Origin of the sequence: Kribbella sp. VKM Ac-2568, assembly GCF_004345365.1 — a bacterium.
Lineage (GTDB): Bacteria > Actinomycetota > Actinomycetes > Propionibacteriales > Kribbellaceae > Kribbella > Kribbella orskensis.
In genome coordinates, this window is sequence record NZ_SLVF01000007.1 from 71635 (window position 1) to 96539 (window position 24905).

The 24905-nt window shown below is 69.2% G+C and carries 22 protein-coding genes; 8 read left to right on the forward strand and 14 right to left on the reverse strand.

All coding sequences use genetic code 11. From position 1 onward, the window contains the following. Positions 1–68: 68 nt before the first annotated feature. A complete protein-coding gene (locus EV648_RS21145; protein WP_132294377.1) occupies positions 69–482 on the reverse strand; it encodes a cupin domain-containing protein in 414 nt (137 codons plus the stop codon). Positions 483–655: 173 nt separating this feature from the next. On the opposite strand from EV648_RS21145, the gene EV648_RS21150 reads away from it, so the two are divergent. Continuing rightward, positions 656–1774, forward strand: a complete 1119-nt coding sequence (locus EV648_RS21150; protein ID WP_132294380.1) for a DUF4331 family protein — start codon at positions 656–658, stop codon at positions 1772–1774. On the opposite strand, the gene EV648_RS21155 is transcribed toward EV648_RS21150, so the two are convergent. The 3 genes from EV648_RS21155 to EV648_RS21165 form a co-directional block, all read right to left on the reverse strand. Continuing rightward, the gene (locus tag EV648_RS21155) at positions 1775–4534 is read right to left on the reverse strand and encodes an AAA family ATPase (protein WP_199234739.1); all 2760 of its coding nucleotides are present in this window, start codon (positions 4532–4534) and stop codon (positions 1775–1777) included. It abuts the gene before it with no gap. A gap of 192 nt (positions 4535–4726) precedes the next feature. Next, on the reverse strand, positions 4727–7504 hold the full coding sequence (locus EV648_RS21160; RefSeq protein WP_132294383.1) for an AAA family ATPase: 2778 nt from the start codon (positions 7502–7504) through the stop codon (positions 4727–4729). An 86-nt stretch (positions 7505–7590) separates the two neighbouring features. Next, entirely contained in the window at positions 7591–7998 is a 408-nt protein-coding gene (locus tag EV648_RS21165; protein ID WP_132294386.1) for a globin, read from the reverse strand. Positions 7999–8108: 110 nt separating this feature from the next. Here EV648_RS21165 and EV648_RS21170 point away from each other — a divergent pair, with 110 nt between their 5' ends. Beyond that, positions 8109–9785 (forward strand): nitrite/sulfite reductase, encoded by a 1677-nt coding sequence (locus EV648_RS21170; protein WP_241995436.1) that lies wholly within the window; start codon positions 8109–8111, stop codon positions 9783–9785. A gap of 8 nt (positions 9786–9793) precedes the next feature. Here EV648_RS21170 and EV648_RS21175 read toward each other — a convergent pair whose 3' ends face one another. Further along, positions 9794–10285 (reverse strand): MarR family winged helix-turn-helix transcriptional regulator, encoded by a 492-nt coding sequence (locus EV648_RS21175; protein WP_241995437.1) that lies wholly within the window; start codon positions 10283–10285, stop codon positions 9794–9796. A 134-nt stretch (positions 10286–10419) separates the two neighbouring features. On the opposite strand from EV648_RS21175, the gene EV648_RS21180 reads away from it, so the two are divergent. Continuing rightward, positions 10420–11262, forward strand: coding sequence for a sulfurtransferase (locus EV648_RS21180; RefSeq protein ID WP_132294395.1), 843 nt, complete (start codon positions 10420–10422; stop codon positions 11260–11262). Here EV648_RS21180 and EV648_RS21185 read toward each other — a convergent pair whose 3' ends face one another. From EV648_RS21185 to EV648_RS21200, 4 genes are all read right to left on the reverse strand, one after another. Further along, positions 11263–11703, reverse strand: a complete 441-nt coding sequence (locus tag EV648_RS21185; protein WP_132294398.1) for a BlaI/MecI/CopY family transcriptional regulator — start codon at positions 11701–11703, stop codon at positions 11263–11265. 696 nt (positions 11704–12399) lie between these two features. Continuing rightward, positions 12400–13392 (reverse strand): AAA family ATPase, encoded by a 993-nt coding sequence (locus tag EV648_RS21190; RefSeq protein ID WP_199234740.1) that lies wholly within the window; start codon positions 13390–13392, stop codon positions 12400–12402. After that, a complete protein-coding gene (locus tag EV648_RS21195) occupies positions 13389–13814 on the reverse strand; it encodes a ribulose bisphosphate carboxylase small subunit (protein ID WP_132294401.1) in 426 nt (141 codons plus the stop codon). Before EV648_RS21195 ends, EV648_RS21190 begins: the two co-directional genes overlap by 4 nt. Before the next feature lie 25 nt (positions 13815–13839). Continuing rightward, complete coding sequence (locus tag EV648_RS21200) at positions 13840–15300, reverse strand: form I ribulose bisphosphate carboxylase large subunit (protein ID WP_132294404.1); 1461 nt, start codon at positions 15298–15300, stop codon at positions 13840–13842. Between the two features lie 109 nt (positions 15301–15409). Here EV648_RS21200 and EV648_RS21205 point away from each other — a divergent pair, with 109 nt between their 5' ends. Together EV648_RS21205 and EV648_RS21210 are read left to right on the forward strand one after the other, a co-directional pair. Next, positions 15410–16327, forward strand: coding sequence for a LysR family transcriptional regulator (locus EV648_RS21205; RefSeq protein ID WP_132294407.1), 918 nt, complete (start codon positions 15410–15412; stop codon positions 16325–16327). Between the two features lie 36 nt (positions 16328–16363). After that, on the forward strand, positions 16364–17359 hold the full coding sequence (locus EV648_RS21210; RefSeq protein ID WP_132294410.1) for a class I fructose-bisphosphate aldolase: 996 nt from the start codon (positions 16364–16366) through the stop codon (positions 17357–17359). A gap of 6 nt (positions 17360–17365) precedes the next feature. Here the strand turns inward: EV648_RS21210 and EV648_RS21215 are convergent, their stop codons facing one another. Together EV648_RS21215 and EV648_RS21220 are read right to left on the reverse strand one after the other, a co-directional pair. Further along, positions 17366–18538, reverse strand: coding sequence for a GAF domain-containing sensor histidine kinase (locus EV648_RS21215; protein WP_132294413.1), 1173 nt, complete (start codon positions 18536–18538; stop codon positions 17366–17368). Continuing rightward, entirely contained in the window at positions 18535–19203 is a 669-nt protein-coding gene (locus EV648_RS21220; protein WP_132294416.1) for a response regulator transcription factor, read from the reverse strand. Before EV648_RS21220 ends, EV648_RS21215 begins: the two co-directional genes overlap by 4 nt. Before the next feature lie 137 nt (positions 19204–19340). On the opposite strand from EV648_RS21220, the gene rpe reads away from it, so the two are divergent. From rpe to EV648_RS21235, 3 genes are read left to right on the forward strand one after another with little or no spacing between them, the layout of a single operon-like run. Continuing rightward, the gene (rpe, locus tag EV648_RS21225; protein ID WP_132294419.1) at positions 19341–20045 is read left to right on the forward strand and encodes a ribulose-phosphate 3-epimerase; all 705 of its coding nucleotides are present in this window, start codon (positions 19341–19343) and stop codon (positions 20043–20045) included. Continuing rightward, positions 20045–21970: a transketolase gene (gene tkt, locus EV648_RS21230; protein ID WP_132294422.1), complete on the forward strand. Its 1926-nt coding sequence runs from the start codon at positions 20045–20047 to the stop codon at positions 21968–21970. Before rpe ends, tkt begins: the two co-directional genes overlap by 1 nt. Next, positions 21967–22653, forward strand: a complete 687-nt coding sequence (locus EV648_RS21235; RefSeq protein WP_132294425.1) for an HAD-IA family hydrolase — start codon at positions 21967–21969, stop codon at positions 22651–22653. Before tkt ends, EV648_RS21235 begins: the two co-directional genes overlap by 4 nt. Positions 22654–22736: 83 nt before the next feature. Here EV648_RS21235 and EV648_RS21240 read toward each other — a convergent pair whose 3' ends face one another. The 3 genes from EV648_RS21240 to EV648_RS21250 form a co-directional block, all read right to left on the reverse strand. After that, entirely contained in the window at positions 22737–23225 is a 489-nt protein-coding gene (locus tag EV648_RS21240) for an MSMEG_0572/Sll0783 family nitrogen starvation response protein (protein ID WP_132187467.1), read from the reverse strand. 73 nt (positions 23226–23298) lie between these two features. Then, complete coding sequence (locus EV648_RS21245; RefSeq protein WP_132294428.1) at positions 23299–23556, reverse strand: hypothetical protein; 258 nt, start codon at positions 23554–23556, stop codon at positions 23299–23301. Positions 23557–23566: 10 nt separating this feature from the next. Continuing rightward, entirely contained in the window at positions 23567–24889 is a 1323-nt protein-coding gene (locus EV648_RS21250) for an FAD-dependent oxidoreductase (RefSeq protein WP_199234741.1), read from the reverse strand. Positions 24890–24905: the final 16 nt, after the last annotated feature.

Below are 24905 nucleotides of genomic sequence, written 5' to 3' on the forward strand. Positions count from 1 at the left end.
CCCGAGCCGGCCGCCGACTCTTGTCGAACAGCAGCCGGCCAGGGCGGAATGAAGGTCCGCGGATCGGTCTACGCGCCGAGGCCGGATGGATAGGCGTCGTCCCAGTCGCGCTGCTCGACATCGAGATCGAAGTCGCCGGCCGCCTCGAACGTCACGTGGGTCATCCCTTCGCCCGGGACGGCTCCGTGCCAGTGCCATGCGCCTGGCGGATTGCTGATGACGTCGCCAGTGCGTACTACGTGTACGCCGTCGTCGTCGGCAACCACGCCGACGCCTTCGACGATGACCAGGTGCTGACCGCCGACATGCTGGTGCGGCACCGTCCTGGCACCGGCACCGAAGTGAACTGCCAGTGAGTCCAGACCAGGCAGCGCGCAGGGCAGGCCCTGCACTCGTACGTCGTCTGGGTTGTTGAAGAGCGAGCGAAGCTGGTCCGGGACCGGATCGCCTGACTGCCCTGTGGTGTTGCCGAACGCATCCATGATTCTTCCTCTGTCCTCTATGGGTGAGTGGGCGGCCGGATCATCGGTGTGTCCAGGCCGCGCCGAGATGAATCGAAGGTAGGTCGCGAGCGAGGGCCAGGGCTTGAGTCATCCGACTGCACCTGGCTCGTTGCGACGCGCGGAGTCGAGATCAGCGACGTCGAAGCAGTCGAATGACCCAAGCCTCGCGCGGCGCGAACGCGTCACTGTGGCGGAGGCGGTTCGACGAGATCGCCGTCGCCACATCCGTTACCTGGAAGGGAACCGACATGTCCCACCACCTCGACTCGCCGCTGGCTCGCAAGGACCCGCGGCTGAACATCACCGATCACTACGTCTTCGACTCGGGTGCCGGCACGGTCTTGATCATGAACATCCGGACGTCGCTCGCCGGCGACCCGGATGGGGACCCGTTCCACCCCGAAGCCCGCTACGAGTTCAAGGTCCACTTGGACGGCGACGAGCGGGAAGCGCTGACCTACCGCTTGGCCTTCGACCCGACGGAGGACTCTGGACAGCTGTTCACCGTAGAGCTGCTCGCGGGCCCGGCAGCTCTGGACGACGCGGGCAGCGGACCGGTGATCGCCCGCGGCGTCACCGGCGACATGCTGCAGACGACCGAGGGCGGTCAGGTATGGGCCGGAGAGGCGGTCGAGCCGTTCTTCCTCGACCTCAAGCAGCTCGACGTCGTCGATCAGACGGTCCTGCACGGCCAGGATGGTGACTTGACCCGGTGGGTCGCGGGCGTGGCGGAAGACACCTTCGCAGGTGCGACGGTCCGATCGATAGTGCTCGCGGTGCCGACGGGCGCTGGTGCGTTCACCGCGGGGCGTCGCATAGCCACCTGGTGCACCAGCAAACTGGCGACCGATGCCGGCGGCTGGCGACAGGTAGGACGGACCGCATTGCCGATGATCTGGCCGATCTTCCGGGACGCCGACTCCGACGAGGCGAGTCACTCCAACCAGACGCATCCCGCCGACGACGTCGCGCAGTACGGTCCGGTCATCGCTGACCTGGTGGCTTCGGTGGTTCGTCGTCGAGGAACCTCTGATCGTCCCGAGATCTACGCCGCCGACGTCGTGAAGCGGATCGTCCCCGACCTGGTCCGGTACGTGGTGGGTACGCCGGCGTTGTTCGGGTTCTCCGGCTTCAACGGCCGCCGGCTCGCCGACAACACAGCGGAGATCATGTTCTCGCTCGCGACGAACTCGGCCGTGACCAGCGGCCTGACCGCCGATCCGGGTCGCAGCCAGGACGTCTTCCCCTTCGTCGTCCCGGCAGCGCGCTGATCAGCCCACTTCGTCGGGTACGGCGCTGGACAAGACGCCGGCGAGCTCGGAGCGCGAGCTGATGCCGAGCTTCGGGAAGAGCCGATAGAGGTGGGAGCCGATCGTGCGGTGCGAGAGGTAGAGACGCCGGCCGATCTCGCGGTTGCTCAATCCTCTCGCGGCGAGCTGCGCGATTTGCAGCTCCTGAGGCGTCAGGCGATCTCTCGCATCGGGTGTTCGGGGCATGCTCGTCTCCCCCGACGCACGGAGCTCCTGACGCGCCGCCTCAGCCAGTCCGCCGAACGCGAGGGCATCGAGGTTCTCCCAGGCGGCTCGAAGCGGCGCGCGGGAGTCGGCGACTCGTCGCTGGTGGCGGAGCCACCGGCCGTAGTTGAGCAGCAGACGTCCTCGGTAGCCGGGCCAGTCGGACAAGCCGGCGCTCAAGGCCGCTTGGTAGAGCTCCTCGGCCTTGTAGTCCGGCGATAGAAGCGGCCTCGCGTAGCTGAGTGTGGCCCGCAGGAACGGTCCTGAGGTCGCGGCCGCCAGCGACTCGAGCTGTTCGAGGTACAGCCGTGCCTTGTCGATGTTCCCGGAGCAGGCCGCGGCTTCGACGAGGTCGGCGAGCGCCCAGGCGCCGACGAAGGGATGGTAGGCGATGTCCCTGGGGTCCAGTATCCGCCTCAGATGATCGAAGCCGATCGAGTACCGCTGCTGGGCGATGGCGTCGCGGCCACGCGCGAACTGGACCAGCGAGAGCATCGCGTGCGGGCCGATCGGCAGCAGCTCCTTCTCCGCTCGATCGGCCAGGGCGGCTGCGATCTCGGAGTCACCGCGCTCGCCGGCCAGGACCGAGATGGCAAGGTCAGCGGCCAGCGCCCACCGAGCTTGGCTGGTCTCGCGGGCAAGCCGGGCGGCTTCGTCGGCCGCCGACAGTGCGAGTGTCTCCTGTGCAAGATGGATCGCCGCCCAGGACTGGGCAACCAGCGCCTGGGCAAGCAACCCGAAGCGGCCTTGCGCTCGCAGACCGTCGACAGCGCTGGTGAGGAAGCCCAGGGCGAGGTCGAACGCCCACACCGCGGACGCGGCCGCGCCGACGAGATGCAGAGCTACCGGGTCGCCGGTCGCATCCGGCGTCAGCTGTGAGATCCGGTCGATGACGAACGCACCCTGCTTCACCGGATCGGCCCAGGCGAGAACCGCAAGCCGGGCAGGGTCATCCTCCGCGACCGGGAGGCGTTCCACCGCGGCGACGACCAGATCGCGGGTTTCTTGCGTGGGCTTCCCCAACCAGCAGCCCAGAGCGACCGTCAGGAGACACTTCAACGCCGTCGCCGGCCCGTTCGCGGTTGTCAGCTCGCTTGCCAGCTCGGCAAGGGCCGCCAGTCTGTCGGCGCTCGACCAGCTGTCCTGATCGGACGCGTCGAGCATGAACGTCAGCTGTGTCCGCTCCTCCTGCCCGAGCTCCAACGACTTCGCCTCCGCAACGTGCCTGCGGGCGAGTTCCGAGCGCCCGAGCTCGAACTCGATCTCGGCGGCACGGACCAGCAGGTGGCCGCGACTGGATGCGAGCTCAGTGAGCTGCGCCGCCCGTTCGAGCGCTGCTGCCGCCCACGCAGGTGCCCCTTGGCGTAGCGCCCGTTCGGCGACGGCGGTCAGGTCGGCAGCGACTTCCTCATCGGGGCCCGTCAACTCCGCTGCCCGGTGCCAAACGCTCCGCTCCGGATCCGCAGCGCACGTCTGCGCCAGTGCCTGGTGGGCTGCCCGCCGCACCGAGAGCGCGGCGGTAGAGGAGATCGCCGCCCGCACGAGAGGGTGCCTGAACCGCGCAGCCTCACGGTTCACCGACACCAGTCCGGCCGCTTCCGCCGGGGCGAGGTCGTCGACCGTGACAGGGCGGTTCTCGACGAGCGACGCGGCCGCGAGGATCTCGCTGAGACCTGCGCCTTCGTCCAGTGCCGCGACCAGGAGGAGCGAGCGCGTCGCCGTCGGAAGCTCGGCCACCCGACCGGCGAAGGCTCGCTCCAGCCGCTCTGTCAACGGCAACGGTGCCGTGGCCGACAACTCACCGCGTTCCCTCGTGTCGAGGGCTCGCGGAAGCTCGACGAGCGCGAGCGGGTTGCCACGGGCTTCGTTGAGCACACGCCGTCGAAGGTCGGAACGAAGTCCGGGAGCGCCGGCGTCGAGCAGGGCCTTCGCACTTGCGTCGTCCAGCGTTTCGAGTCGGAGCTCTCGCAGCCCTGCGTCGTCGAGAAAGGTGGCGTACCCGTCCCGGACCGCGAGGAGGAAGACGATCGGCGCCATCTCCACCCGTCGTGCCATGAAGGCGAGGACATCCCGGGTGGCGGCATCGAGCCAGCGCACGTTCTCGATGACGAGAAGAAGCGGGGCTTCACCCGCTCGGTCCGCGACCAGGTTCAGTGCTGCCAGCGCGACCAGGAAGGTGTCCGGCGTCGGCCCGCCACTCACACCAAAGGCGACCGACAGGGCCTCACGCTGAGGCTCCGGGAGTGCGGTGACCTCCTGCATGCGAGGTCGCAGCAGTCGTTGCAGGCCGGCGAACGGCATCTGCGCCTCGAGGGGCGCTCCGGAAGTGCTGAGCACCGACATACCGAGCTGCTCCGCGCGTCTCCTCGCCTCGGCGACCAGAGCGGACTTGCCGATACCGGCCTCGCCCGTGATCAAGAGCGCTCCGCCATGACCGCCGAGGTTTTCGAAGAGCTCGCTCAGCACCGCGAGCTCGCGCTCGCGACCGAACAGCTGACTGACATGACGTTCGGCCACGACGGGTCCGGTACCGCCGGTACCGATCGCAGCGACAGGGACCGAGGCTCGATCTACGAGGGTGACCATCGCCTGTCTGCCGGTATGCATGCGGACCTCGCAAGATTTTATGGGTGTGGCTGTGTGACGACCTCACTGTCACCTTTGAGCGGTCCGCATCGCCCCCGGGGGGCCCCGGGATCGACCCCTGGTCTACGCCGACGAGGTGGGAGGGCTCGGATCCGGCAGGGCGCGGCGCAGTTGTCTGCGGGAGGTGATGTCGAGCTTGGCGAACACGTGGCCGAGGTGCCACTCGACGGTGCGAGGACTGATGAACAGGTGGGCGCCGATCTCGGAATTCGTGAGATCGTCGCGAGCCAGCCGGGCGATCTGCGCTTCCTGTGCGGTCAGCTCCTCGGACGTCTCGGCCTGCCGCTTGCGCACGGACTCACCAGTGGCCAGCAGCTCGCGGCGGGCACGCTCCGCGAAGCCCTCGGCCCCGGCTCTGCTGAACATGTCATTGGCCCGGTGGAGCTGCCAGCGAGCGTCCAGACGCCGGTTCTCGCGACGCAACCATTCGCCGTACAGGAGGTGGGCTCGGGCGAGGTGCACGGCGATACGGCTCCGGGTGAGGCGCTCGATCGCCTCCCGGTACAGCGCGTCGGCGGCGTGGCCGTCGCTCAGCAACGCCCGTGAGCGGGCCTCCATTCCGAGCGCCCAGTCCGTGCCCACGGCGCCTGTTCGTTCTTCGAGTCGTCGCAGGGCGCCACTGCCGATCTCCAGATTGCCGCTTCGCGCGGCCGCCTCGATCAATTCGACCAGGCCCCAGCCGAAGAGACCCAGATCATCCTGCTCGCAGGCCCGTTGGGCGGCCGCGAGCGAATCCTGGTAGCGGCCGAGACCGTTGTACAGCACCGCGGTCGCGTATTCCGCCAAGGCGATCGCCCTTCCCTCACCCCTGCCGGTCGCATCCTCGACACTGGCCCGAACCAGCGCCAATGCCTGGGCCTCCTGACCACGCCAGGCGGCGAGCACCAGGGAGGTGTACATCAGGGGGACGCCGGCGGTTGCCTCGGTGATCGCATCGGCCTCGTCGATCAGCTCCGCCGCGGCAGAGAACTCACCGGCATGCACGTGCACGCCGGCACGGTAGGTGAGCGCGATCGGCAGGACGGCCAGCGCGCCGGCATCGCGGGCGAGCCGCACCTGGCGGGTAGCCAGCTCATGCCATGACTCGTCGTCCCAAAGATCCGCGGCAATGCGGCACCCGAGCCAGAGCCGGCGGATCTGGTCGAAGCTACGGCCCTCCTCTCGGAGAAGTGCGTGCAGCCCTTCTTTGAGCGGTTGCACGCCTGCCGCGTAGCCCTCGGTGAAGCGTGACACCAGACCATCGAGGAGGAGATCGATCGGCCGTGGCTGCTGCGGTGCGGGCGGCGCGGCGCGGGCGGCCTCGGCCGCCTCGATCACTCCGCGGCCGCTGCTGAGACGGCCCGCGAAGATCATTGCTCCGAGCGCCTCGAGGTACGTCTCACGCGCCAGCTCCGGGTCCAGCGCCTCGAGTCGCCGAGCGGCGTCGAGCAGCAGCGGCGGAGCGTCGTTGCCGCGTCTCAGTGAGAACGCCACCTCCGCGCGCAGCCGCTCCAGCCCGGCGCGCCGGAGGTCGTCGAGCGGTCCCAGCTCGGCCGTTGCCAGCAACACCTCGGCCTCATTCGGCGCGCCTGCATCGAACTTGGCCTGAGCGGCGGAGAGCGCACGCGCTCCCCGGCGCGCAGGGTCCGGCGTGAGCTCGGTCGCTCGCTCCAGGAACGCGGCCGCCGCGGCCGCGCCGCCGCGGGCCCGCGCCCGGCCGGCAGAGCGCTCCAATTCGTCGGCCACCGCCTCGTCAGGCCCCGACGCCGCCCGGGCACGATGCCACGCGCGACGATCGGGATCGACCTCCGGATCGGTCGCCTCGGCCAAGACCCGATGCACCGCTTGCCGGTCCGCCAAGGACGCCGGCCGGTAGACCGCCGAGCGGACGAGCGGATGACGGAACCTGACCCGGGCGCCGAGTTCGACCAACCCCACGGCCACGGCCGGCGCGGCCGCGCCGGCTCCGATCCCCTGCAGTTCGGCCGCCCGCCACAACAGCGTCGCATCGCCGATCGGCTCAGCGGCCGCGGTGAGCAGAAGCCGTTGCGTGTCGCGCGGAAGTGATTCGAACTGCCGGTGGAAGCTCTGTTCGATCCGACTCTCTACTGGCTCCGTGGCCGGCAGACCGAAGCCGCCTGCCAGCTCCGCCGGCGTCAGCCCGCGGGGCAACTGCAGCAACGCCAACGGGTTACCGCGCGTCTCGGCCACGATCCGGTCCCGCACCTGGTAGTCGAGGCGTCCGCGAATCGCTGATGCCAGGACCAGGCGGGCGTCGCCTTCGCCGAGCCCGTGGATCTTCAGCTCTGGCAGGCCCGTCAGCTCGGGTTCGTTGCTGGACTCACGCACGGCGAACACCAAGGCCACGGGATCGGCTTCCACGCGTCGCGCAACGAACGCAAGAGTCTGTACTGAGGCCCTGTCGAGCCACTGCACGTCGTCGATCAGACAAGCCAGTGGCTGTCCTTCCGCCACACCGGCCAGCAGACTCAGGACGGCTAGGCCGACAAGGAAGCGATCCGGAGCGTCGCCCCGTTGCAGCCCGAAGGCGACGCGCACCGCATCCCGTTGTGGCACCGGTAGCTCCCCGACACGATCGAGCATCGGCGCACAGAGCTGGTGCAGGCCGGCAAACGCGAGTTCCATCTCCGACTCGACGCCGACGACTCGTGCGACGCGGAAACCCGACGCGCGCTCGACCATGAAGTCAAGCAGCGCCGACTTGCCGCAGCCGGCCTCGCCGCGCAGAACCAGCACGGAACTCCGGCCCGCATGCACCTGGTCCAGCAGCCCGGCCAGCGCCTCGCACTCGCCGCGCCGACCATGTAGGACGGAACGCGGGTGATCCCTGGACGCGCCCATGATCGATGGTAGGGATCGCGTCCACTCGATCGGCAAGGCGCCGCAGCCTCCGCGCTCCGCTGCGGTGACGGGAGAGGCCCCAGTTGTCAGGCGGGGTCCTCGGGGGTGTTGATCATCGCCGCGGCTGTGGTGGTGAGGGAGTTCCACAGTTCCTGTTCGATGGGCGGGGGCAGGTGCAGCGCGTCGAGGGCGGTGCGCATGTGGTGGAGCCACGCGTCGTGGGCGGCGCGGTCGACGCGGAAGGGTGCGTGGCGCAGGCGCAGGCGGGGATGGCCGCGGCGTTCGCTGTAGCTGCGCGGGCCACCCCAGAACTGGATGAGGAAGAGGGCCATGCGTTCCTCTGCCGGGCCGAGGTCCTCCTCCGGGTACATGGCACGCAGTAGCGGGTCCTCCGCCACCCCTTGGTAGAAGAGGTGAACCAGTCGGCGGATGGGTTCCTCACCGCCGACTGCTGCGAAGACGGTCCCCGGGTTGCTGGTGATGTCGATCTCGATTTCGTGCCACCGCCTCGGCCGGTCTCATCATTCGTCCGGGCTCGGCGATGCCGCCCGGCTCGTGGTTTGATCGTACACGAATGATTTGTGCCCTAACTATAGGGGGAACCGTGACGGAGAGCGTTGGATCGGCTCAGCGGAAGGTGCGCTCGGAGGGCCAGTGGGCGGCTGGTGACCGCCTGCCGCTCAACGACAACGAGCGGATCAAGCAGGAGGACGACGGGCTGAACGTCCGGCGCCGCATCGAGGAGGTGTACAGCAGGATCGGCATCGCCGGTGTCGACCTCACCGATCGGCGCAGCCGGTTCCGCTGGTGGGGCATGTACACCCAGCGGAAGCCTGGGATCCCCGGCAGCAGCATCGGGTCGATCGCGCCGGAGGATCTCGAGGACGACTGCTTCATGATGCGGGTGCGGATCGACGGTGGCGCGCTGACCACCGGGCAACTCCGCGTGCTGGGCGAGGTCTCCCGCGAGTTCGCCCGGGACACCGCCGACCTGACCGACCGGCAGAACGTCCAGCTGCACTGGGTGTACGTCGAGAACGTTCCGGAGATCTGGCGGCGGATCGAGGAGGTCGGTCTGACCACCGTCGAGTCCGCGGGCGACACACCACGGGTCGTGCTCGGCTCGCCGCTGGCCGGGATCGCCGAGGACGAGGTCCTCGACATCACCCCAGCCGTCGCCGACATCACCGGACGGCTGCTCAGCAACCCCGAGTACTCCAACCTGCCCCGCAAGTTCAAGACAGCCATCTCCGGGTTGCAGGACGTGGCCCACGAGATCAACGACGTCGCGTTCGTCGGCGTGGACCATCCCGAGCACGGGCGGGGCCTGGACGTGTGGGTCGGCGGCGGACTGTCGACCAATCCGAAGATCGCCCAGCGGCTCGGTGCGTGGGTGCCGCTGGCCGAAGTCGGCGAGGTGTGGGAAGCGGTGGTCGCACTGTTCCGCGACCACGGCTACCGCCGGTTGCGGAACAAGGCGCGGCTGAAGTTCCTGGTGGCCGACTGGGGTGTGGAGAAGTTCCGGGCAGTCCTCGAGGAGCAGTACCTGCAGCGCAGGCTGATCGACGGACCACCTCCGCCGCAGTTGTCACGCCCCCGCGATCACGTCGGGGTGCAGCGGCAGAAGAACGGGCTCAACGCCGTCGGTGTCGCCCCGGTCGCCGGCCGGGTCGGCGGGACCCGGCTGGTCGCGGCGGCCGCGGCGGCCGAACGAGCAGGTTCGCGACGGGTCCGGATCACTCCCCTGCAGAAACTCGTCGTGCTCGACGTCCCCGATGCGCACGTCGAGGAGCTCATCGCCGAGCTCGGCGCGATCGGCCTGCCCGCGCGCCCGTCGCCGTGGCGACGCGCCACCATGGCGTGCACCGGAGACGAGTTCTGCAAGTTCGGGATCGTCGAGACGAAGGCACGCGCCGCCCGGCTCATCGACGAACTGGAGGAACGGCTCGCGGACGTCCAGGACACGCTCGAGTCGCCGATCAGCATCCACCTCAACGGCTGCCCGAACTCCTGCGTGCGGATCCAGGTCGCCGACATCGGCCTGAAGGGCATGGCCCTCCCGGCCGCCGACGGCAGCCAGGAAGACGGCTTCCAGGTACACCTCGGCGGTGCCCTCGGATTCGACGGCGCCTTCGGCCGAAAGGTCCGCGGCAACAAGGTCCGCTCGGCCGACGCCGCCGACTACATCGAGCAGGTCGTACGCCGCTACGCCGATCAGCGCACGGCGGGAGAATCCTTCTCACAGTGGGTGGCGCGCGCCAGCGACGCGGATCTCGCCTGAGAGGGGCCCTACGGAGCAGATGCCTGTCCGCGCGTGGCCCGGTGGGAGGTGTTGGCCTCGTTGGCGGCGGCGATCACCCGGGTGAGCACCTGATGCAGGTGCTGGAGTTCGCTCACTTCCATTCCCAGGCGTCCCACGATCGCCGCCGGGATCTTCTCGGCTTCGTTGCGCAACCGCCATCCCGCGGGGGTGAGGGTGACCGCGAGAGCGCGCTCGTCCTCACTGGCGCGCGGGCGATGGACGAACCCACTGGCCTCGAGGCGTTTGAGCAGTGGCGACAACGTGGCGGGCTCGAGCTGCAGCAACCGGCTGAGGTCCTTGACCGAAAGCGGTGCGTGCTGCCACAGCGCCAGCATCACCAGGTACTGCGGATGCGTCAGCCCCATCGGCTCCAGCAGCGGGCGGTAGACCGCGATCACGCCGCGCGAGGCGACCGCCAGGGCGAAGCACACCTGGTTCTCCAGGTCCAGCGGGTCGGCATTCTCGCCGAAGTCGACCAAGGGGCACCTCCGTGAGACGTCAGAAGCCCACGGTACAACAACTGGCATACTAATCATTAGTGTACTAATCATCTGGTGGAGTCCGGGGACAAGGCATAGCTCCCGACGCCACCCCCATTTGCCCGGGAGAAGCTATGAGCCGCTCGAACGTACTTGTCGACGCCGACTGGATTCTGGAACACCTCGACGACTCAGGCGTCGTCCTGGTCGAGGTCGACGAAGACGCCAGTGCCTACGACGAGAACCACCTCCGCGGTGCCGTGAAGATCGACTGGAGGGAGGACCTGCAGGATCCGCTCCGCCGCGACTTCATCGACAAGGCCGGCTTCGAGGCCCTGCTGTCCCGCAAGGGCATCGCGAACGATGACACCGTCATCCTCTACGGCGGCAACAACAACTGGTTCGCCGCCTACGCCTACTGGTACTTCAAGGTCTACGGCCACCGCGACGTCCGCCTGCTCGACGGAGGACGCAAGAAGTGGGAGCTCGACGGTCGTGAGCTGTCCGCCGAAGCGGTGAGTCGACCCGCCACGCAGTACCGCGCCCAGGAGCCTGACGCTTCGGTCCGCGCCTACCGCGACGAGGTGATCGCCTCCATCGGCACCAAGCCCATCGTCGACGTCCGATCGCCCGATGAGTTCTCCGGCAAGATCCTCGCCCCGGCACACTTTCCCCAGGAGCAGCCTCAGGTGGCCGGTCACGTGCCCACGGCCAGGAACGTCCCCTGGTCCACGGCCGCCAACGACGACGGCACGTTCAAGTCGGACGAGCAGCTATGCAGCCTGTATGGCGAGGCGGCGGTCGATCCGGACGCGAGCGAGACCATCGTCTACTGCCGCATCGGCGAGCGCAGCGCTCACACCTGGTTCGTGCTCAGCGAGTTGCTCGACCGACCGGGCGTCAAGAACTACGACGGTTCCTGGGTCGAGTACGGCTCGCTGGTCGGCGTCCCCGTCGAGCGCGGGTCCGCCGCCTAGTCACATCCGGTCGCCGGGGTGCTCCTGAAGCGCACGCAGGAGCGCCTCGGCATCGGCCGGCGACATCTGCTCGACGAACCGCAGCAGAGTTCTGGCGTTGTCCCCACTGCCGTCGAGGGCCTGCCGCATCAAGCGGGCGCAGTACTCCGGCCTGGTCGACTCCGGCCGGTAGCGATACGCGCGGCCGTCGAGCTGCCGGCTCAGCCAGCCCTTCCGGTGCAGGTTGTCCATCACCGTCATGACCGTCGTGTAGGCGAGCTCGCGGACCCGGCGCAGGTCGTCGAGAACCTCCCGCACCGTGGCGGGATCGTCGCGAGACCAGAGCCGGTCCATCACAGCGGCCTCCAGATCGCCGAACCCGCGCACGCCACCCTCCTCGTGTCGGCCTGTCAGGCCCGCTGTCGCCTCCGAAGGTCCGAGGTGACCCGTCTTCGCGGTCATTCCACGACACCTCCTCTGTTCTGGGATCGACCGGAGGGGTGAGGCGGTGGGTGAGGGCAAGTTCAACCTTGTGCGATTGTGAAAACACTCTGGACACTCAGAGCACGTCCCGACCCCGGAGGTGCTCCGATGCAGATCCTGTTGAGTGAAGTCGAGGAACGACACGCGGCCCTGGTGGGGCTGCTGCAGCGGGCGGCCTGCCGCCAGAACAGCGCGGCGATCCCCGGCGAGGTGCGCGACAACACCGACAGGTTCCTCGCCGCGGCCAGTCGTCACGGGGCCGCGACGGCGCGGGTCCTGCTCCCCGCGGTGAAGAAACACCTCCACGGAGGACGGGCCGAGGTTCGCGACTTCGTCCGGCTGTCCCGCCGGCTCGAGCGGATGCTGATCCGCGCGAAGGCGAAGCAGTACGGCGGCGCCCAGACCGTCCACCATTCGTGGAGTTCGGTCTGGAACGGTGTGCGCAGCCTGCTCACCCAGACCCTCGCCGCCGAGCGCCGCCTGGTGGCGATGCTCAGGCGGCACCTCGGCCCCGATGACGAGCGGCGTCTGCGCAACCACTTCACCCTGGCCATCGCGGCAGCACCGACCCGTCCGCATCCGTGCCTCCCGCGCACGGGTCCCGCGGGGCACCTGACCAGGCTGATCTGCGCCCGCTTCGACGCCGTCTGGGATGAGCTGGAGGGACGGGTGACCTCACCCGCTCTTGTCAGTCGAGTCCTCGAACACGCTGCTCCCGTAGATGTCGTCGGCCGTCAGCGTCACAAGGTCCTCCTTGCGCAGCGGCCGCCGCAGTTCGACCAGCCGGCGAGCCTGCCGCAGACGTGACCGCTCGATCGCGTTGCGCACGCTCCGCGCGTTGGAGAACCGAGGCTGCTCCATCCGCCGGCTCAAGTACTCGGAGAAGGCCTGGTGGGCCGCCTCGTCGAACCGGAAGTTCTCCGACGCGACCATCAGGCCGGCGATCTGCAGGAGCTCCGGGTAGCTGTAGTCGTCGAACGCGATGTGATGAGGAACCCGTGAGCTGAGCCCCGGGTTCGCCGAGAAGAACGTCGCCATCCGGTCGGGGTACCCCGCGAAGATCACCACCAGGTCGCCGCGCTCGTTCTCCATCTCGGTGAGCAGGATCTCGATCACCTCCTGCCCGTAGTCCCGCTCGTTCTCGGGGCGGAACAGGTAGTAGGCCTCGTCGATGAACAGCACTCCCCCGGCGGCGCGAGCGATCGCCTCCTTGGTCTTCGGTGCCGTGTGGCCGATGAACTGGCCGACCAGGTCGTCGCGGGTGACGGTGTGCACGCGCGGCGCACGGATGTAGCCCAGCGCATGGAGAATCGCCGCCATCCGCAGGGCGACCGTGGTCTTGCCGGTACCCGGCCCACCGGTGAAGCTCATGTGCAGGGTGGGCCGCGACGAGGTCAGCCCGAACCGACGACGGGCGCGGTCCACCTGCAGCAGCGAGGCGATCTCGCGGACCCGGCGCTTGACCGGCGCGAGGCCGACCAGCTCCGCGTCGAGCGAGGCGAGGGTCTGCTCGACGCGGGCGGCGGCCTCGTCCGCGGACAGGTCGAGCTCCGCGTCGTCGGCGAGGGTGACCGATTTCGCCGGCTGCTCCTCGGGCTCCGATCCAGCCGGGCCGGTGGCGGATGGACGCGGATAGCCGAACCCGTTGGGCGTGTCCATGACGGTCATCCGCTCACATACCGAGACCCGGCCGGGCGGCTCGTGGCGTACGACGTGACGGCGTACTGCTGGGTCCGGTCCACGCCCTCGATCCGGGTGAGGAGGAAGCCGGGCTCGTCGGCCGGGCGCTGGACCAGGAACTGCATGGCGGTGGTCTGCCGGCCGAGGCTCGCGTCGTACGCGAGCACGCGCACGTAGTGGTTCGGGAAGGTGGCCCTGCACTCGTTGATCTGGGCAAGCACCCCGTCCGGCTCGGCGAGGTCGAACATCGGCAGACCCCACATCTCCCAGTAGATGTTGCGCGGGTGAGGGTCGTCGGTGTGCTCGACCGAGACGGGCCAGCCGCGCTGCAGGGCGTAGCGGATCTGCGCAGCGATCTCCTCGTCGGTGAGGTCCGGCAGGTAGGAGAAGGTTCCGTGGCGGAGTTTCATGGCGTGCTCCTGTCGGTGGCTCGGGTCAGGCGGAGGGCATTGCGGTCGGTACGACGTCGGGCGCGTCCGTGCTGGTGTAGTCGAAGGTGACGTTGCCCCAGGTGGACAGGGCCGCCTCTAGGGGTGCGCAGATCTTCGCCGCGTTCCGCAGTACGTCGGGTCCCTCGCGAAGGAGATCGCGTCCCTCGTTGCGCGCCTTGACCATCGCCTCGAGCGCGACGCGGTTCGCCTCCGCCCCGGCCGCGATGCCGTAGGGGTGGCCGATCGTGCCGCCGCCGAACTGCAGGATCACGTCATCCTGAAAGAGGTCGAGCAACTGGTGCATCTGGCCCGCGTGGATACCACCCGACGCCACCGGCATGACACCGGGCATCGAGATCCAGTCCTGGTCGAAGAAGATCCCGTTCTGCGGGTTCGCCGGCACGTGGTTCTCGCGCAGCGTGTCGTAGTACCCCCGGGTCGTCGCCGGGTCGCCCTCGAGCTTGCCGACGACCGTGCCGGCGTGGATGTGGTCGACCCCCATCAGGCGGCACCACTTGGCGATCACCCGGAAGCTGACGCCGTGCGACTTCTGCCGCGTGTACGTCGAGTGGCCGGCCCGGTGCAGGTGCAGCAGCATGCTGTTCTCCCGGGCCCAGTGCGCCATCGACTGGATCGCGGTGTAGCCGATCGTCAGGTCGATCATCACGACGACGCTGCCCAGTTCCTTGGCGAACTCGGCGCGACGGTACATCTCCTCCATCGTGCCGGCGGTGATGTTGAGGTAGTGGCCCTTGATCTCGCCGGTCTCCGCCATTGCCTTGTTCACCCCCTCCATGCAGTAGAGGAAGCGGTCGCGCCAGCGCATGAACGGCTGGGAGTTGATGTTCTCGTCGTCCTTGGTGAAGTCCAGGCCGCCCCGGCAGGCCTCGTACACGACGCGTCCGTAGTTGCGCGCGGACAGCCCGAGCTTGGGCTTGATCGTTGCGCCCAGCAACGGGCGGCCGTACTTGTTCAGCAGCTCGCGCTCCATCACGATCCCGTGCGCGGGGCCCTGGAACGTCTTGGCATACGCGACCGGGATCCGCAGGTCCTCCAGCCGCAGCGCCTTCAGCGGCTTGAACCCGAAGACGTTGCCGATGATCGACGAGGTGAGGTTCGCGATCGACCCCTCCTCGAACAGGTCGATGTCGTAGGCGACGTAGGCGAAGTACTCACCCGGCCGCCCCGGCACCTCCTCGACGCGGTACGCCTTGGCCTGGTAGTGGGAGTTCGCGGTGAGCCGGTCGGTCCACACCACGGTCCAGGTCGCGGTCGACGACTCGCCGGCGACCGCGGCCGCGGCCTCGATCGGCTCCACGCCGTCCTGCGGCGCCACCCGGAAGACCGCGAGCACGTCGGTGTCCTTCGGAATGTAGTCAGGGTTCCAGTAACCCATCCCGGCATAGCTCTGCACGCCCGGATCCCAGCGTTCCTTGGTCTTCGCGCCGTCCTCGATGATCGTCATCGGCTCTTCCCTCTCGGTTTCGTCAACCTGCCGTGGATCCAGTCTGGATGGCACGATGCATCACCTACAATTGAATCTTTACTTGCTATAGATAAGGCATCGGTGAACTATGAAGATCGCCGGAAGCACCGATCTGCCGGCCGCGGCGACCTGGGGACGCCTCCAGACCTTCCTGGCGGTCTATGACGCCGGCAGCGTGCGAGTGGCCGCGGAAACGCTGCATGTGACGCCGCCCGCGGTATCCGCGGCGATCGCTGCGTTGGAGTCGGCACTCGGCACCACCCTGTTCAGCAAAGCCGGCCGCGGCATCGTCCCGACCGACTCGGGCGAGACGTTCGCGTCGTACGTCCGCAAGCTCCTCGGTCTGCTCACCGAGGCGGCCGGCGCCGTGCGGGAGGCCGGGCGGGGACGGTTGAGGGTCGGCACGGTCGCGACGGCGAGCGAGTACGTGCTGCCACCGCTCATCGCCTCGTTCGCCGAGGAACACCCCCACGTCGAGCTGTCGCTCTCCGTTCTGCCCCGGGACGAGCTGTTCTCCCTCGCTGTCGACCACGCCGTGGACGTGGTGCTGGCCGGGCGTCCACCCCGTGGTTCGGGGCTGCTGACCAGGGCCCGACGGGCGAACCAGCTCGTGCTGGTTGGTCGCCCGGGCCTTCGTGCGGATCCACTGACGACGACGTGGTTGCTCACCGGACAGGGGTCGGGCACCCGGGACACCACGCTGTCGCTGCTGACCCGCCTGCAGGCCTCACCTCCGCTCCTCACGCTGGGTACGTCGGGAGCCGCGGTCGCCTCCGCACGTCAGGGACTCGGCGTCACGCTGGTGCACGAGGAGGCCGTCCGGGACCAGCTGGACGCCGGCCACCTCGCGCAGTACGCCGTCCAGGGCACTCCCGTGGACCGACCGTGGCATCTGTGCACGACTGCCGAGCCGACAGCGGCGACCCGGCTGTTCCTGCGGCACGTGTGCGACCCGGAGCTGGTGGGGGCGGCGGCATTTCACACCCGGCTTCGCCCGACGGGGTGAGGCCAAGGCACGCAGTACGGTCAGATGCTGCTCACCATGACCACAACGCTGCCAGCTGACCTCGCGACACTCTCCGACACCGCCCGCCGGTTGACCCAGGCCGGCCGCGGCATCCTCGCAGCCGACGAATCCATCAGGACCATGTCGGCCCGCCTCGAGAACGAGGACATCCCGCCGAGCGTGACCACGCGTCGGGACTACCGCGAGCTCCTCGTCACCGCCGAAGGCCTGTCGGAATCGGTGAGTGGAGTCATCTGGTGCGACGAGACGTTCGGGCAGGCGCTCAGTGACGACCGGCCCTTCCCGGTGGCCGCGCGCGAGCTGGACATCCTTCCCGGCATCAAGGTCGACACCGGGACGAAGAAACTGCCCGGCCGCGACGGCGCCCTCATCACCGAGGGACTCGATGGCCTCGACGACCGGCTCGCGTCGTACGCCGAACGTGGCGCGGCGTTCGCGAAGTGGCGGGCGGTCTTCGACGTCGCCACGATCACGCCGTACACCGCTCGGGCCAACGGTCACGCACTCGCCCGCTATGCGGCCGCGTGCCAGGCGCACGGCATCGTCCCGATCGTCGAACCCGAGGTGCTCTGCACCGGCGGCCATTCCCTCGGCGAGTCCGCCCAGGCGTCGCGCCTGGCCCTGAACGTCGTCTTCGACGAACTCGCGCAGGCGGGCGTCGAGCTGTCCGGCATCGTGCTCAAGCCGAACTTCGTGACGCCTGGCCTCGCGGCGCGGGCGGCGACCGCGCGCACGGTCGCCGCCGCGACCTTCGACGTCCTCCACGACGAGGTTCCGGACGCTGTGGCGGGGATCGCCTTTCTGTCCGGAGGGCACCCGACCGCAGCCGCGTGCGCGTTCCTCGATGAGCTGAAAGCCGTGCCGGAACGCCCGTGGCCGGTGACCTTCTCCTTCGGCCGCGCGCTCGTCAGCGAAGCCCTCGGTGTCTGGGGCGGCGACCCCGGCAAGGTGAAGGCTGCCCAGGAGGCTCTGCTCGCCAACTGCCGCCGGGCCGCGCGTACAACCCGGTGACGATGGTCAGAGCGGGAGCTCGACCAGCAGCGTCGTACCGCGACCGGGCACCGACTCGATCCGCAGGGAGGCCTCGATCAGCGCGCAGCGCTCGGCGATGGAGCTGAGCCCGAAGTGTTGCGCACCGTCGGCGTCACCGGCCCGGGCGGTGCGGCGTTCCGCTGGATCGAAGCCCAGACCGTCGTCGGCACACCCGAGCACGATCGAGTCGCCGACCCGTCGCAGCGAGAGCACGACGCGGTCGGCCTCGGCGTGCTTGACGGCGTTGGCCAGCGCCTCCTGGGCGATCCGGTACAGCGCCGCGGCCGCGTGGTCGGCGATGTCGTCCAGGGCCGCCTCGGGATCCACCAGCAGGTCGATCGACGGACCGTCGTCGCCGCCCGCTGCCGTCTGCACGAGGGACTCCATCGCCGCCACGAGACCGAGATCGTCGAGGACCAGGCTGTGCAGTCCGGAGATCGCGGCTCTCGTCTGGTCGTAGGCCAGGTCGGCCAGCTTCGCGGCGCTCACCAGCTCCGCCCGCGCCCGCTCGAACTCCTGGTGCGACGGCGGCCCGGCCAGAAGATCCCGTGCCGCGAGCTCGGAAACGGTCAGATCGGCGGCGGACAGATGGAACGACATGGACGCCAGCGCTGTGGTGACACCGTCGTGCAGGTCGAAGGCGATGCGCCGGCGTTCGGCTTCCTGGGCCGAGATCGCCTGCTTGATCAGCCGGTCCCGCTCTGTGCGATGACGGTTGACCGCCCGCCACAGCTGCTCGGCGTGCAGCCTGAGACCGAGCACAGTGGTGTACGGCGCCGCCGCGGCGAGGTCGTCGGACCCGAAAGGCCTGCGGGGACTGCGATGCGCGGCCAGGACACCGACGATGCGATCCTCGAGGCCCGGCAGCGGCAGGCACATGCGGGCGACGGTCCCCTGCGGCTCCAGCCCGAGCAGTTGACGGTGCAGGACGTTGCGCGGGGAGTCGGCGTCGAGCAGTACAGGTTTGCCGTTGCGGGCGACGAGTCCGGTGACGCCGAACCCGACCGGCAGGCTCAGCGCGGCGGCCGCGGGATGCGCCGGCCAGATGTCCGCGACGGTGAGGTCCTGGCCGTCGCTGGCGAACAGCAGCACCCCGTCGGCGTCGAGCAGCGGCGCGAGTTCCTCCGCGCCCGGAACCGTCCCCGCGTCGGTGGTCAACGGAACAACCCCTCGCGCAATGCGACGGCGATCGCGCCGCTGCGGTCGGAGACTCCGAGCTTTCGGTAGAGACCCCGGATGTGCGTCTTCACCGTGTCCTCGCTGACGACCAGCTTGCTCGCGACCCCCTTGTTCGAATGACCGGAGACCAGCAGCTCCAGTACCTCCGACTCGCGCTGGGTGAGCCCGAGGTGCGCGCCCGGCCAGAACTCCCCGGCACTGAGCCGTGCGGCCGACAGGGCCACCCGCCCCGCCAGCGCGTGGTCGATGACGGTCTCGCCCTCGCGGACCCTGCGCAGATGGCCGACCAGCTCCTGGCCGTCGATGCGTTTGAGGATGTAGCCGGAGGCACCGACCCGGAGCGCCTGGTAGAGGTAGTGCTCGTCGTCGTAGACGGTCAGCAGCACGACCTTGGTCCCGGGGTACTGCGCGGTGATCTGGCGGCAGAGGTCGAGGCCGCTCTCCTTCCCGATCCGCACGTCGCACAGCACCACGTCGGGTCGCTCCTCCGCCACGATCGTGAGGGCCGCCGACGCGGTGGTCGCCTGTCCCACGATCGCCACCTGCTCGGGGAAGTGACCGAGCATGGCGACGAGGCCGTGCAGCACCATCTCGTGGTCGTCGACCAGGACAAGGCGCAGAGGCGTCGCTGAGGGTGGCCGCATACAGGCAAGAGTAGGGCCATCCACCCCTGCGCGCCTTTACCCACAGGGAATCTCACCCACTGCGCCACCCACTCGGGTGAGTGCGCGATCGGCGCGGCGCGGTGTGCTGGAGCACCCCGACAGGAAGGCCTCTGCCCATGACCAGGTCCCCCCGTCTCCGGCGGCCCCTCATCGTGCCCTCGGTGTTGCCCGCGGACTTCGACCGCCTCGGCGAGGAGGTTCGCGAGCTGTGCGACGCCGGCGTGGACCGGATCCAGTGGGACGTGATGGACGGCGCCTTCGTGCCCAACCTCACCTTCGGGCCGGACGTGATCGCGGCGGCCCGCCCGCACAGCGACGTCCCCTTCGAGGCACATCTGATGGTGATCAACCCGGACGAGCTGCTGCCGCGGTACGTCGCCGCCGGGTGTGAGCTGATCATCGTGCACGCCGAGGCATGCACCCACCTCCACCGCACCCTCGGCCGGATCCGCGATCTCGGCGCGCGCAGCGGTGTCGCGCTGAATCCGCACACTCCGGCCGATGTGGTCGAGAACGTCCTGAGCGAGACCGATCTGGTGCTCGCCATGACCGTCAACCCGGGGTTCGGCGGACAGGCCTACATCCCGACTGTGGAACGGAAGGTCGCGCGGCTGCGCCGGCTGATCGACGACTCGGGCCTGCCGGTCGAGCTCGAGGTGGACGGTGGCATCACCACCGAGACCATCCCCGGCGCGGCCGCCTCGGGCGCGGACGTCTTCATCTCCGGCTCGTGGCTGTACGCGCATCCGGACGGAAAGCCGGCCGCTGTCAGGCAGCTCCGCGCCGCCGCGGCAGGCCGGTACCAGGGAGAGGCAGCCTGATGACCGACGTTCTGCAGCGCGAGTCCGCCCTGTCCGTCGAGGTCGACCGGCTGGCCGTGGACACGTTGCGCTTCCTGGCCGCGGACATGGTGCAGGCGGCGAACTCGGGACACCCGGGCATGCCGATGGGTGCCGCACCGATGGCCTGGGCCCTGTGGAGCCGCCACCTGCGGCACGATCCCTCCGCCCCGGACTGGGCCGATCGCGACCGCTTCGTGCTCTCCGCCGGCCACGGCTCGGCCCTCCTGTACGGGCTGCTGCACATCTTCGGCTACGACCTCCCCCAGGAGGAGTTGCGCAGGTTCCGTCAGCTGGGCTCGCGCACACCCGGCCATCCCGAATTCGGGCACACTCCCGGGGTCGAGTGCACGACCGGACCGCTCGGTCAGGGCCTCGGCATGGCGGTCGGCATGGCCCTCGCCGAGCGCATGACTCATGCGCGCCATCCGGAACTCACCGACCACCACACGTACGCGATCGTCGGCGACGGCTGCCTGATGGAGGGCATCAGCCACGAGGCCGCCTCGTTCGCCGGGCACCTGGGGCTCGGCCGGCTGATCGTCTTGTGGGACGACAACTCGATCACCATCGACGGCGCCGTGGACCGGTCCTGCAGCGACGACCAGCCGGCCCGCTTCGCGGCGTACGGCTGGCACACGCAGACCATCGAGGACGGCACCGACGTCGAGGCGATCGACGCCGCCATCTCCCGCGCGAAGGCGGACCCGCGGCCCAGTTTCATCGCGGTGCGCACCGTCATCGGTCACGGCGCCCCCGGCGTGGAAGGCACTCCCAAGGCCCACGGGTCGCCACTCGGGGAAAGCGTACTGGCGCACGCCATGCAGCAAGCGGGCTGGGAATATCCCCCGTTCGCGGTACCGGAGCAGGTCCGCGCGACCTGTACTGCGCTAGCCGCTGCCGGCGCCCAGGAGCACGCCGACTGGCGGGCGGCGTACTCCGCGTTGGAGGCCGGGGCACCGGAGCGCGTGGCGGAGATCCGCCGTGTCCATGACCGGGCACTGCCGGACGGCCTGGGTGATGGGCTCGCAAAGGTCATCGGCGATGCGCCCCGGGCCACCCGGCAGTCCTCGCAGGCCTGCTTGACCGAGCTGACCCGCCTGATGCCAGAGCTCGTGGGCGGATCGGCAGATCTCTCCGGTTCGACCGGTACCGCGATCGGCGGCGCCATCGTGACGCGCGCCGACTACCGAGGCTCCAGCATTGCCTTTGGCATCAGGGAGTTCGCGATGGCGGCGATCATGAACGGCATCAGCCTGCACGGGGGGTTCCGCGTCTACGGCAGCACGTTCCTGGTGTTCGTCGACTACCTGCGCCCTGCCCTGCGGCTGGCGGCGCTGATGCGGCAACCCGTCATCCACGTCCTCACCCACGACTCCATCGCGGTCGGTGAGGACGGACCGACCCATCAGCCGGTCGAGCAGCTCGAGTCCCTGCGAGTGATTCCGGGACTGCAGGTGCTGCGGCCCGCCGACGACGACCAGACCGCCGAGGCATGGAGACTCGCGCTCGAGCGGACCGACGGGCCGACCGCACTGATCCTGTCCCGCCAGGCGCTGCCTCAGCTCCCGGCCTGGAAGGCGGGCGACCACCCGGCCACGATCGAGCTCGTCGCAACAGGGTCGGAGGCGTCGCTTGCCGCGGCAGTCGGTGACCGGCTGACGGTGGAAGGCCACGTCGTCCGAACGGTGTCCGTCCTGGACAGGTCGCAGTACTCGCCCGATCCTCAGGCGACCACGATCAGCATCGAAGCCGGAAGTACGGCGGGATGGCGTGGTCTCGTGGATCTCGCGATCGGTATCGACGAATTCGGCACCTGCGGCCCCGGGGACGAGGTCCTCGCTCACCACGGCTTCACGGTCGACTCCGTGCTGGCCCGGGTCCGCGAGCACCTCGATCGGTCATGACCCGGCTCGCCGCGGTCGTCTTCGACGTCGACGGAACGCTGGTCGACAGCGAGCGCGACGGACACCGGGTCGCCTTCAACGCCGCCTTCGCGGAAGCGGGGCTGCCCGACCACTGGGACGTCACGACGTACGGCGGGCTGCTCCCGATCGCCGGGGGTGCGCGGCGCCTGGCGTCCTGGTTCGAGAGCACCGGCCGGACGCCCGTAGAGGCCCGGAGTCTCGCTGAGCGGTTGCACGCCCGTAAGACGGAGATCATGCGCGACCTCATCGCGGACGGACGGGTGCAGGCTCAGCCCGGGGTTCATCGGCTGCTCGACGAACTCGATGCGGCCTCCATCCCTGTGCACGTGGCCACGACCGGCACGCGCGCGTGGGTCGAACCGCTGCTCGAGCGTGTCTTCGGGCCCCGGTTCCAGACTGTTGTCACAGGCACCGAAGTGCCCGAGCTGAAGCCCAGCCCCGAGGTCTACCTCGAGGTGCTCCGCCGGACCGGCTGCCCGGCTGACCGGACCGTCGCAGTGGAAGACTCCACCAACGGCGTCCGGGCGGCCGTGGCCGCCGGCCTGCGCTGCGTCGCGGCGTACAACCCCTACACCCGCGACGACGACCTCTCCGGAGCGACGCTCGTCACCGGCGGACTCGACGATCCCGCACTGGTGGCCTGGTTCCGACTGCACAACTGAACCTGAGCAAAGGGAACCGGACACGAGGATGCCCCGCAGCGTCGCCTGCGGGGCATCAGTTCGTGGTGACCGATTCGTCGCGGCTAGACCGTCCAGGTCGCGAAGACGATGGCCCGCTCACGCCAGGCCTGGATGTTGGCGTCGAGCACGTCCAGGGGGTTGAACGGGATGACGCCCTTGATCAGGTCGTCCTCGCGCATGCCGTACAGCGCACCCATCGCGAAGCGACAGGCATACACCTTGGCGCCCTCGTCGATGAGCGTCCTCAGCTGCTTGTTGTAGCCGAGGTTGCCCGGGAAGCCCTCGTTGCCGACTGCCGGGTACCCCCGGGCGGCGGACGCCATCAGGACGCCCGGGCCGTAGAGGATGAAGGTGAGCTCGAAACCCTTGCGCTGCAGGCGGGTCGCGGTGAGCATGTTCACCAGGCCGACGGACCCCTCGAAGGGCACGGTGTGCATGAAGACGTACGCCTTGTCGCCTTCGTTTGCCTTGTAGTCGGGGAAGATCTTCTCTTCGACGTCGAAGAGGATGTCGCCTTCCTTGGGCGGCTCGATGGTGACCGTCTTCGGCATGTGCTGACTCCTTGGTGGTGTGGATGATGCGGCCGTGCTGTCCTGCCTCGCCCGGCCGGGCGAGGCAGGTGGTTCACTGGTCGTTCGGCGAGATGTACTCCGGCTTCGGCCACCCCTTGCGGTGGCTGCCCGGGATCCGTTGCATCAGCACCCGCCGCAGGCCCCAGGGGAGCAGCCGGTAGACCGGCGCGAAGACCTGGCGCCACCAGCGGTCCCTGACGGCGTGCGGACGGGCCGGCGGATTCGCGTCGTACTTCGCGGCCATGCGGCGCTGCGCGTCCCGCAGCAACGCGTGCTCGGAGTTCGACCGCAGCCATCGGGAAAAGGTCACGGCAGCCACCTCAGAGCTTCGCCACGAGCGCTTGCGCCGCCATGGCGATGGGTTCGTTCAACGCCCCGATGGCGGGCGAGTACACGTTCTCCATCGTGGCCAGCGTTTCGATGGTGATGCCCGTCCTGGCCACGATGCCGAGGAAGTCCGCCCGCTCCTTGATCCCTTCGCCACCGACCATCTGGGCCCCGATCAGCCGCCGGGTGTTGGGATCGGCGAGCAGCTTGACGGTGATCGGCTTCACGCCCGGGTAGTAGCGCGCCCTGGTGATGCCGTTGGCGACGCCGGTCACGAAGGGCAGCCCGAGAGCCGTTGCGAGGGTCTCGCCGAAGGAGACTCCGCCGATCATCCAGGAGCCGGCCAGCATCCCCCACGGGACGTACACGGGATTGTGCGTGCGCGTCCCGCCGGCGGCGTTGATGCCCGCGGTCTTGCCCTGCGCGTAGGCGTGGCTGCCGGAAAGGCCCTGGAGGGGGACGTTCGACACTCCGTGCGGGATCTCGGCGCAGTCGCCCGCGGCGAAGACGTCCGGGTCGGAGCTGCGAAGGTCCGGGCCGACGACGACGCCACCCGTGCTGCCGAGCTTGATCCCCGCCGACTGCGCCAGCGCGCTGTTCGGCACCTTGTGACTGCCGATCACGGCGATCTCCGCCGGCACGTCACCGAAGCTCGTGCTCACGTGCGTGAGCGTGTCCGCGCCGTTGAAGGCGGTGACGTGTTCGCCGAACTTGAGGCTCACGCCGGCCTCCTCCCAGTCCTTGCGGACCGGCTCGACGATGTCGGGATCGATCACGTCGGCCATCGGCCACGGACCCGGGTCGACCAGGGTCACCTCGATGTCGCGATGCCGCAGCGCGGAGACCATCTCCATCGCGATCGGACCCGACTCGACGACGACCGCCGACCGTACGTCGTCGAGCCGGCGGTCCCACTCCATCGCCGCCCGGATGTTCTTGACGTGGTAGATGCCACCGAGCTCGGCGCCCGGGATGTCGGGGGTGTCGTAGTTCCAGCCGGTGGCGAGCACCAGCTTGTCGTAGCCGACCTCGCCCTCACCGCGGACCTTGATCGTCTTCGACCTGGTGTCGATGCTCTCGACGGTGGTCTCGTAGTGCACGTCGATGCCCTGGGCAACGTACTGCTCCTTGGTGGCGAGGAACAGCTTCTCGAAGGACTCGATCTCCCGGCCGTGCACGAACGGGATGCCGCACGGGCTGTAGGCGACGTCCTCGTACTCGGTGTACACCACGACCTGTGCCGACGGGTCCTGCCCCTTCGCGGCGCCCGCGGCGCCGAGTCCGGCGGCTCCGCCGCCAATCACAACAATCTTCACGAGAAGCGCCCACTCT

Excerpts from the sequence above, each read along its gene's own strand:
- EV648_RS21240 (WP_132187467.1), bottom strand. The coding sequence starts at position 23,225 with ATGCCGAAGACGGTCACCATCGAGCCGCCCAAGGAAGGCGACATCCTC.
- EV648_RS21235 (WP_132294425.1), top strand. The coding sequence starts at position 21,967 with ATGACCCGGCTCGCCGCGGTCGTCTTCGACGTCGACGGAACGCTGGTC.
- EV648_RS21185 (WP_132294398.1), bottom strand. The coding sequence starts at position 11,703 with ATGACCGCGAAGACGGGTCACCTCGGACCTTCGGAGGCGACAGCGGGC.
- EV648_RS21195 (WP_132294401.1), bottom strand. The coding sequence starts at position 13,814 with ATGAAACTCCGCCACGGAACCTTCTCCTACCTGCCGGACCTCACCGAC.
- tkt (WP_132294422.1), top strand. The coding sequence starts at position 20,045 with ATGACCGACGTTCTGCAGCGCGAGTCCGCCCTGTCCGTCGAGGTCGAC.
- EV648_RS21205 (WP_132294407.1), top strand. The coding sequence starts at position 15,410 with ATGAAGATCGCCGGAAGCACCGATCTGCCGGCCGCGGCGACCTGGGGA.
- EV648_RS21180 (WP_132294395.1), top strand. The coding sequence starts at position 10,420 with ATGAGCCGCTCGAACGTACTTGTCGACGCCGACTGGATTCTGGAACAC.
- rpe (WP_132294419.1), top strand. The coding sequence starts at position 19,341 with ATGACCAGGTCCCCCCGTCTCCGGCGGCCCCTCATCGTGCCCTCGGTG.
- EV648_RS21160 (WP_132294383.1), bottom strand. The coding sequence starts at position 7,504 with ATGGGCGCGTCCAGGGATCACCCGCGTTCCGTCCTACATGGTCGGCGC.
- EV648_RS21200 (WP_132294404.1), bottom strand. The coding sequence starts at position 15,300 with ATGACGATCATCGAGGACGGCGCGAAGACCAAGGAACGCTGGGATCCG.
- EV648_RS21210 (WP_132294410.1), top strand. The coding sequence starts at position 16,364 with ATGACCACAACGCTGCCAGCTGACCTCGCGACACTCTCCGACACCGCC.
- EV648_RS21190 (WP_199234740.1), bottom strand. The coding sequence starts at position 13,392 with ATGACCGTCATGGACACGCCCAACGGGTTCGGCTATCCGCGTCCATCC.
- EV648_RS21220 (WP_132294416.1), bottom strand. The coding sequence starts at position 19,203 with ATGCGGCCACCCTCAGCGACGCCTCTGCGCCTTGTCCTGGTCGACGAC.
- EV648_RS21145 (WP_132294377.1), bottom strand. The coding sequence starts at position 482 with ATGGATGCGTTCGGCAACACCACAGGGCAGTCAGGCGATCCGGTCCCG.
- EV648_RS21150 (WP_132294380.1), top strand. The coding sequence starts at position 656 with ATGACCCAAGCCTCGCGCGGCGCGAACGCGTCACTGTGGCGGAGGCGG.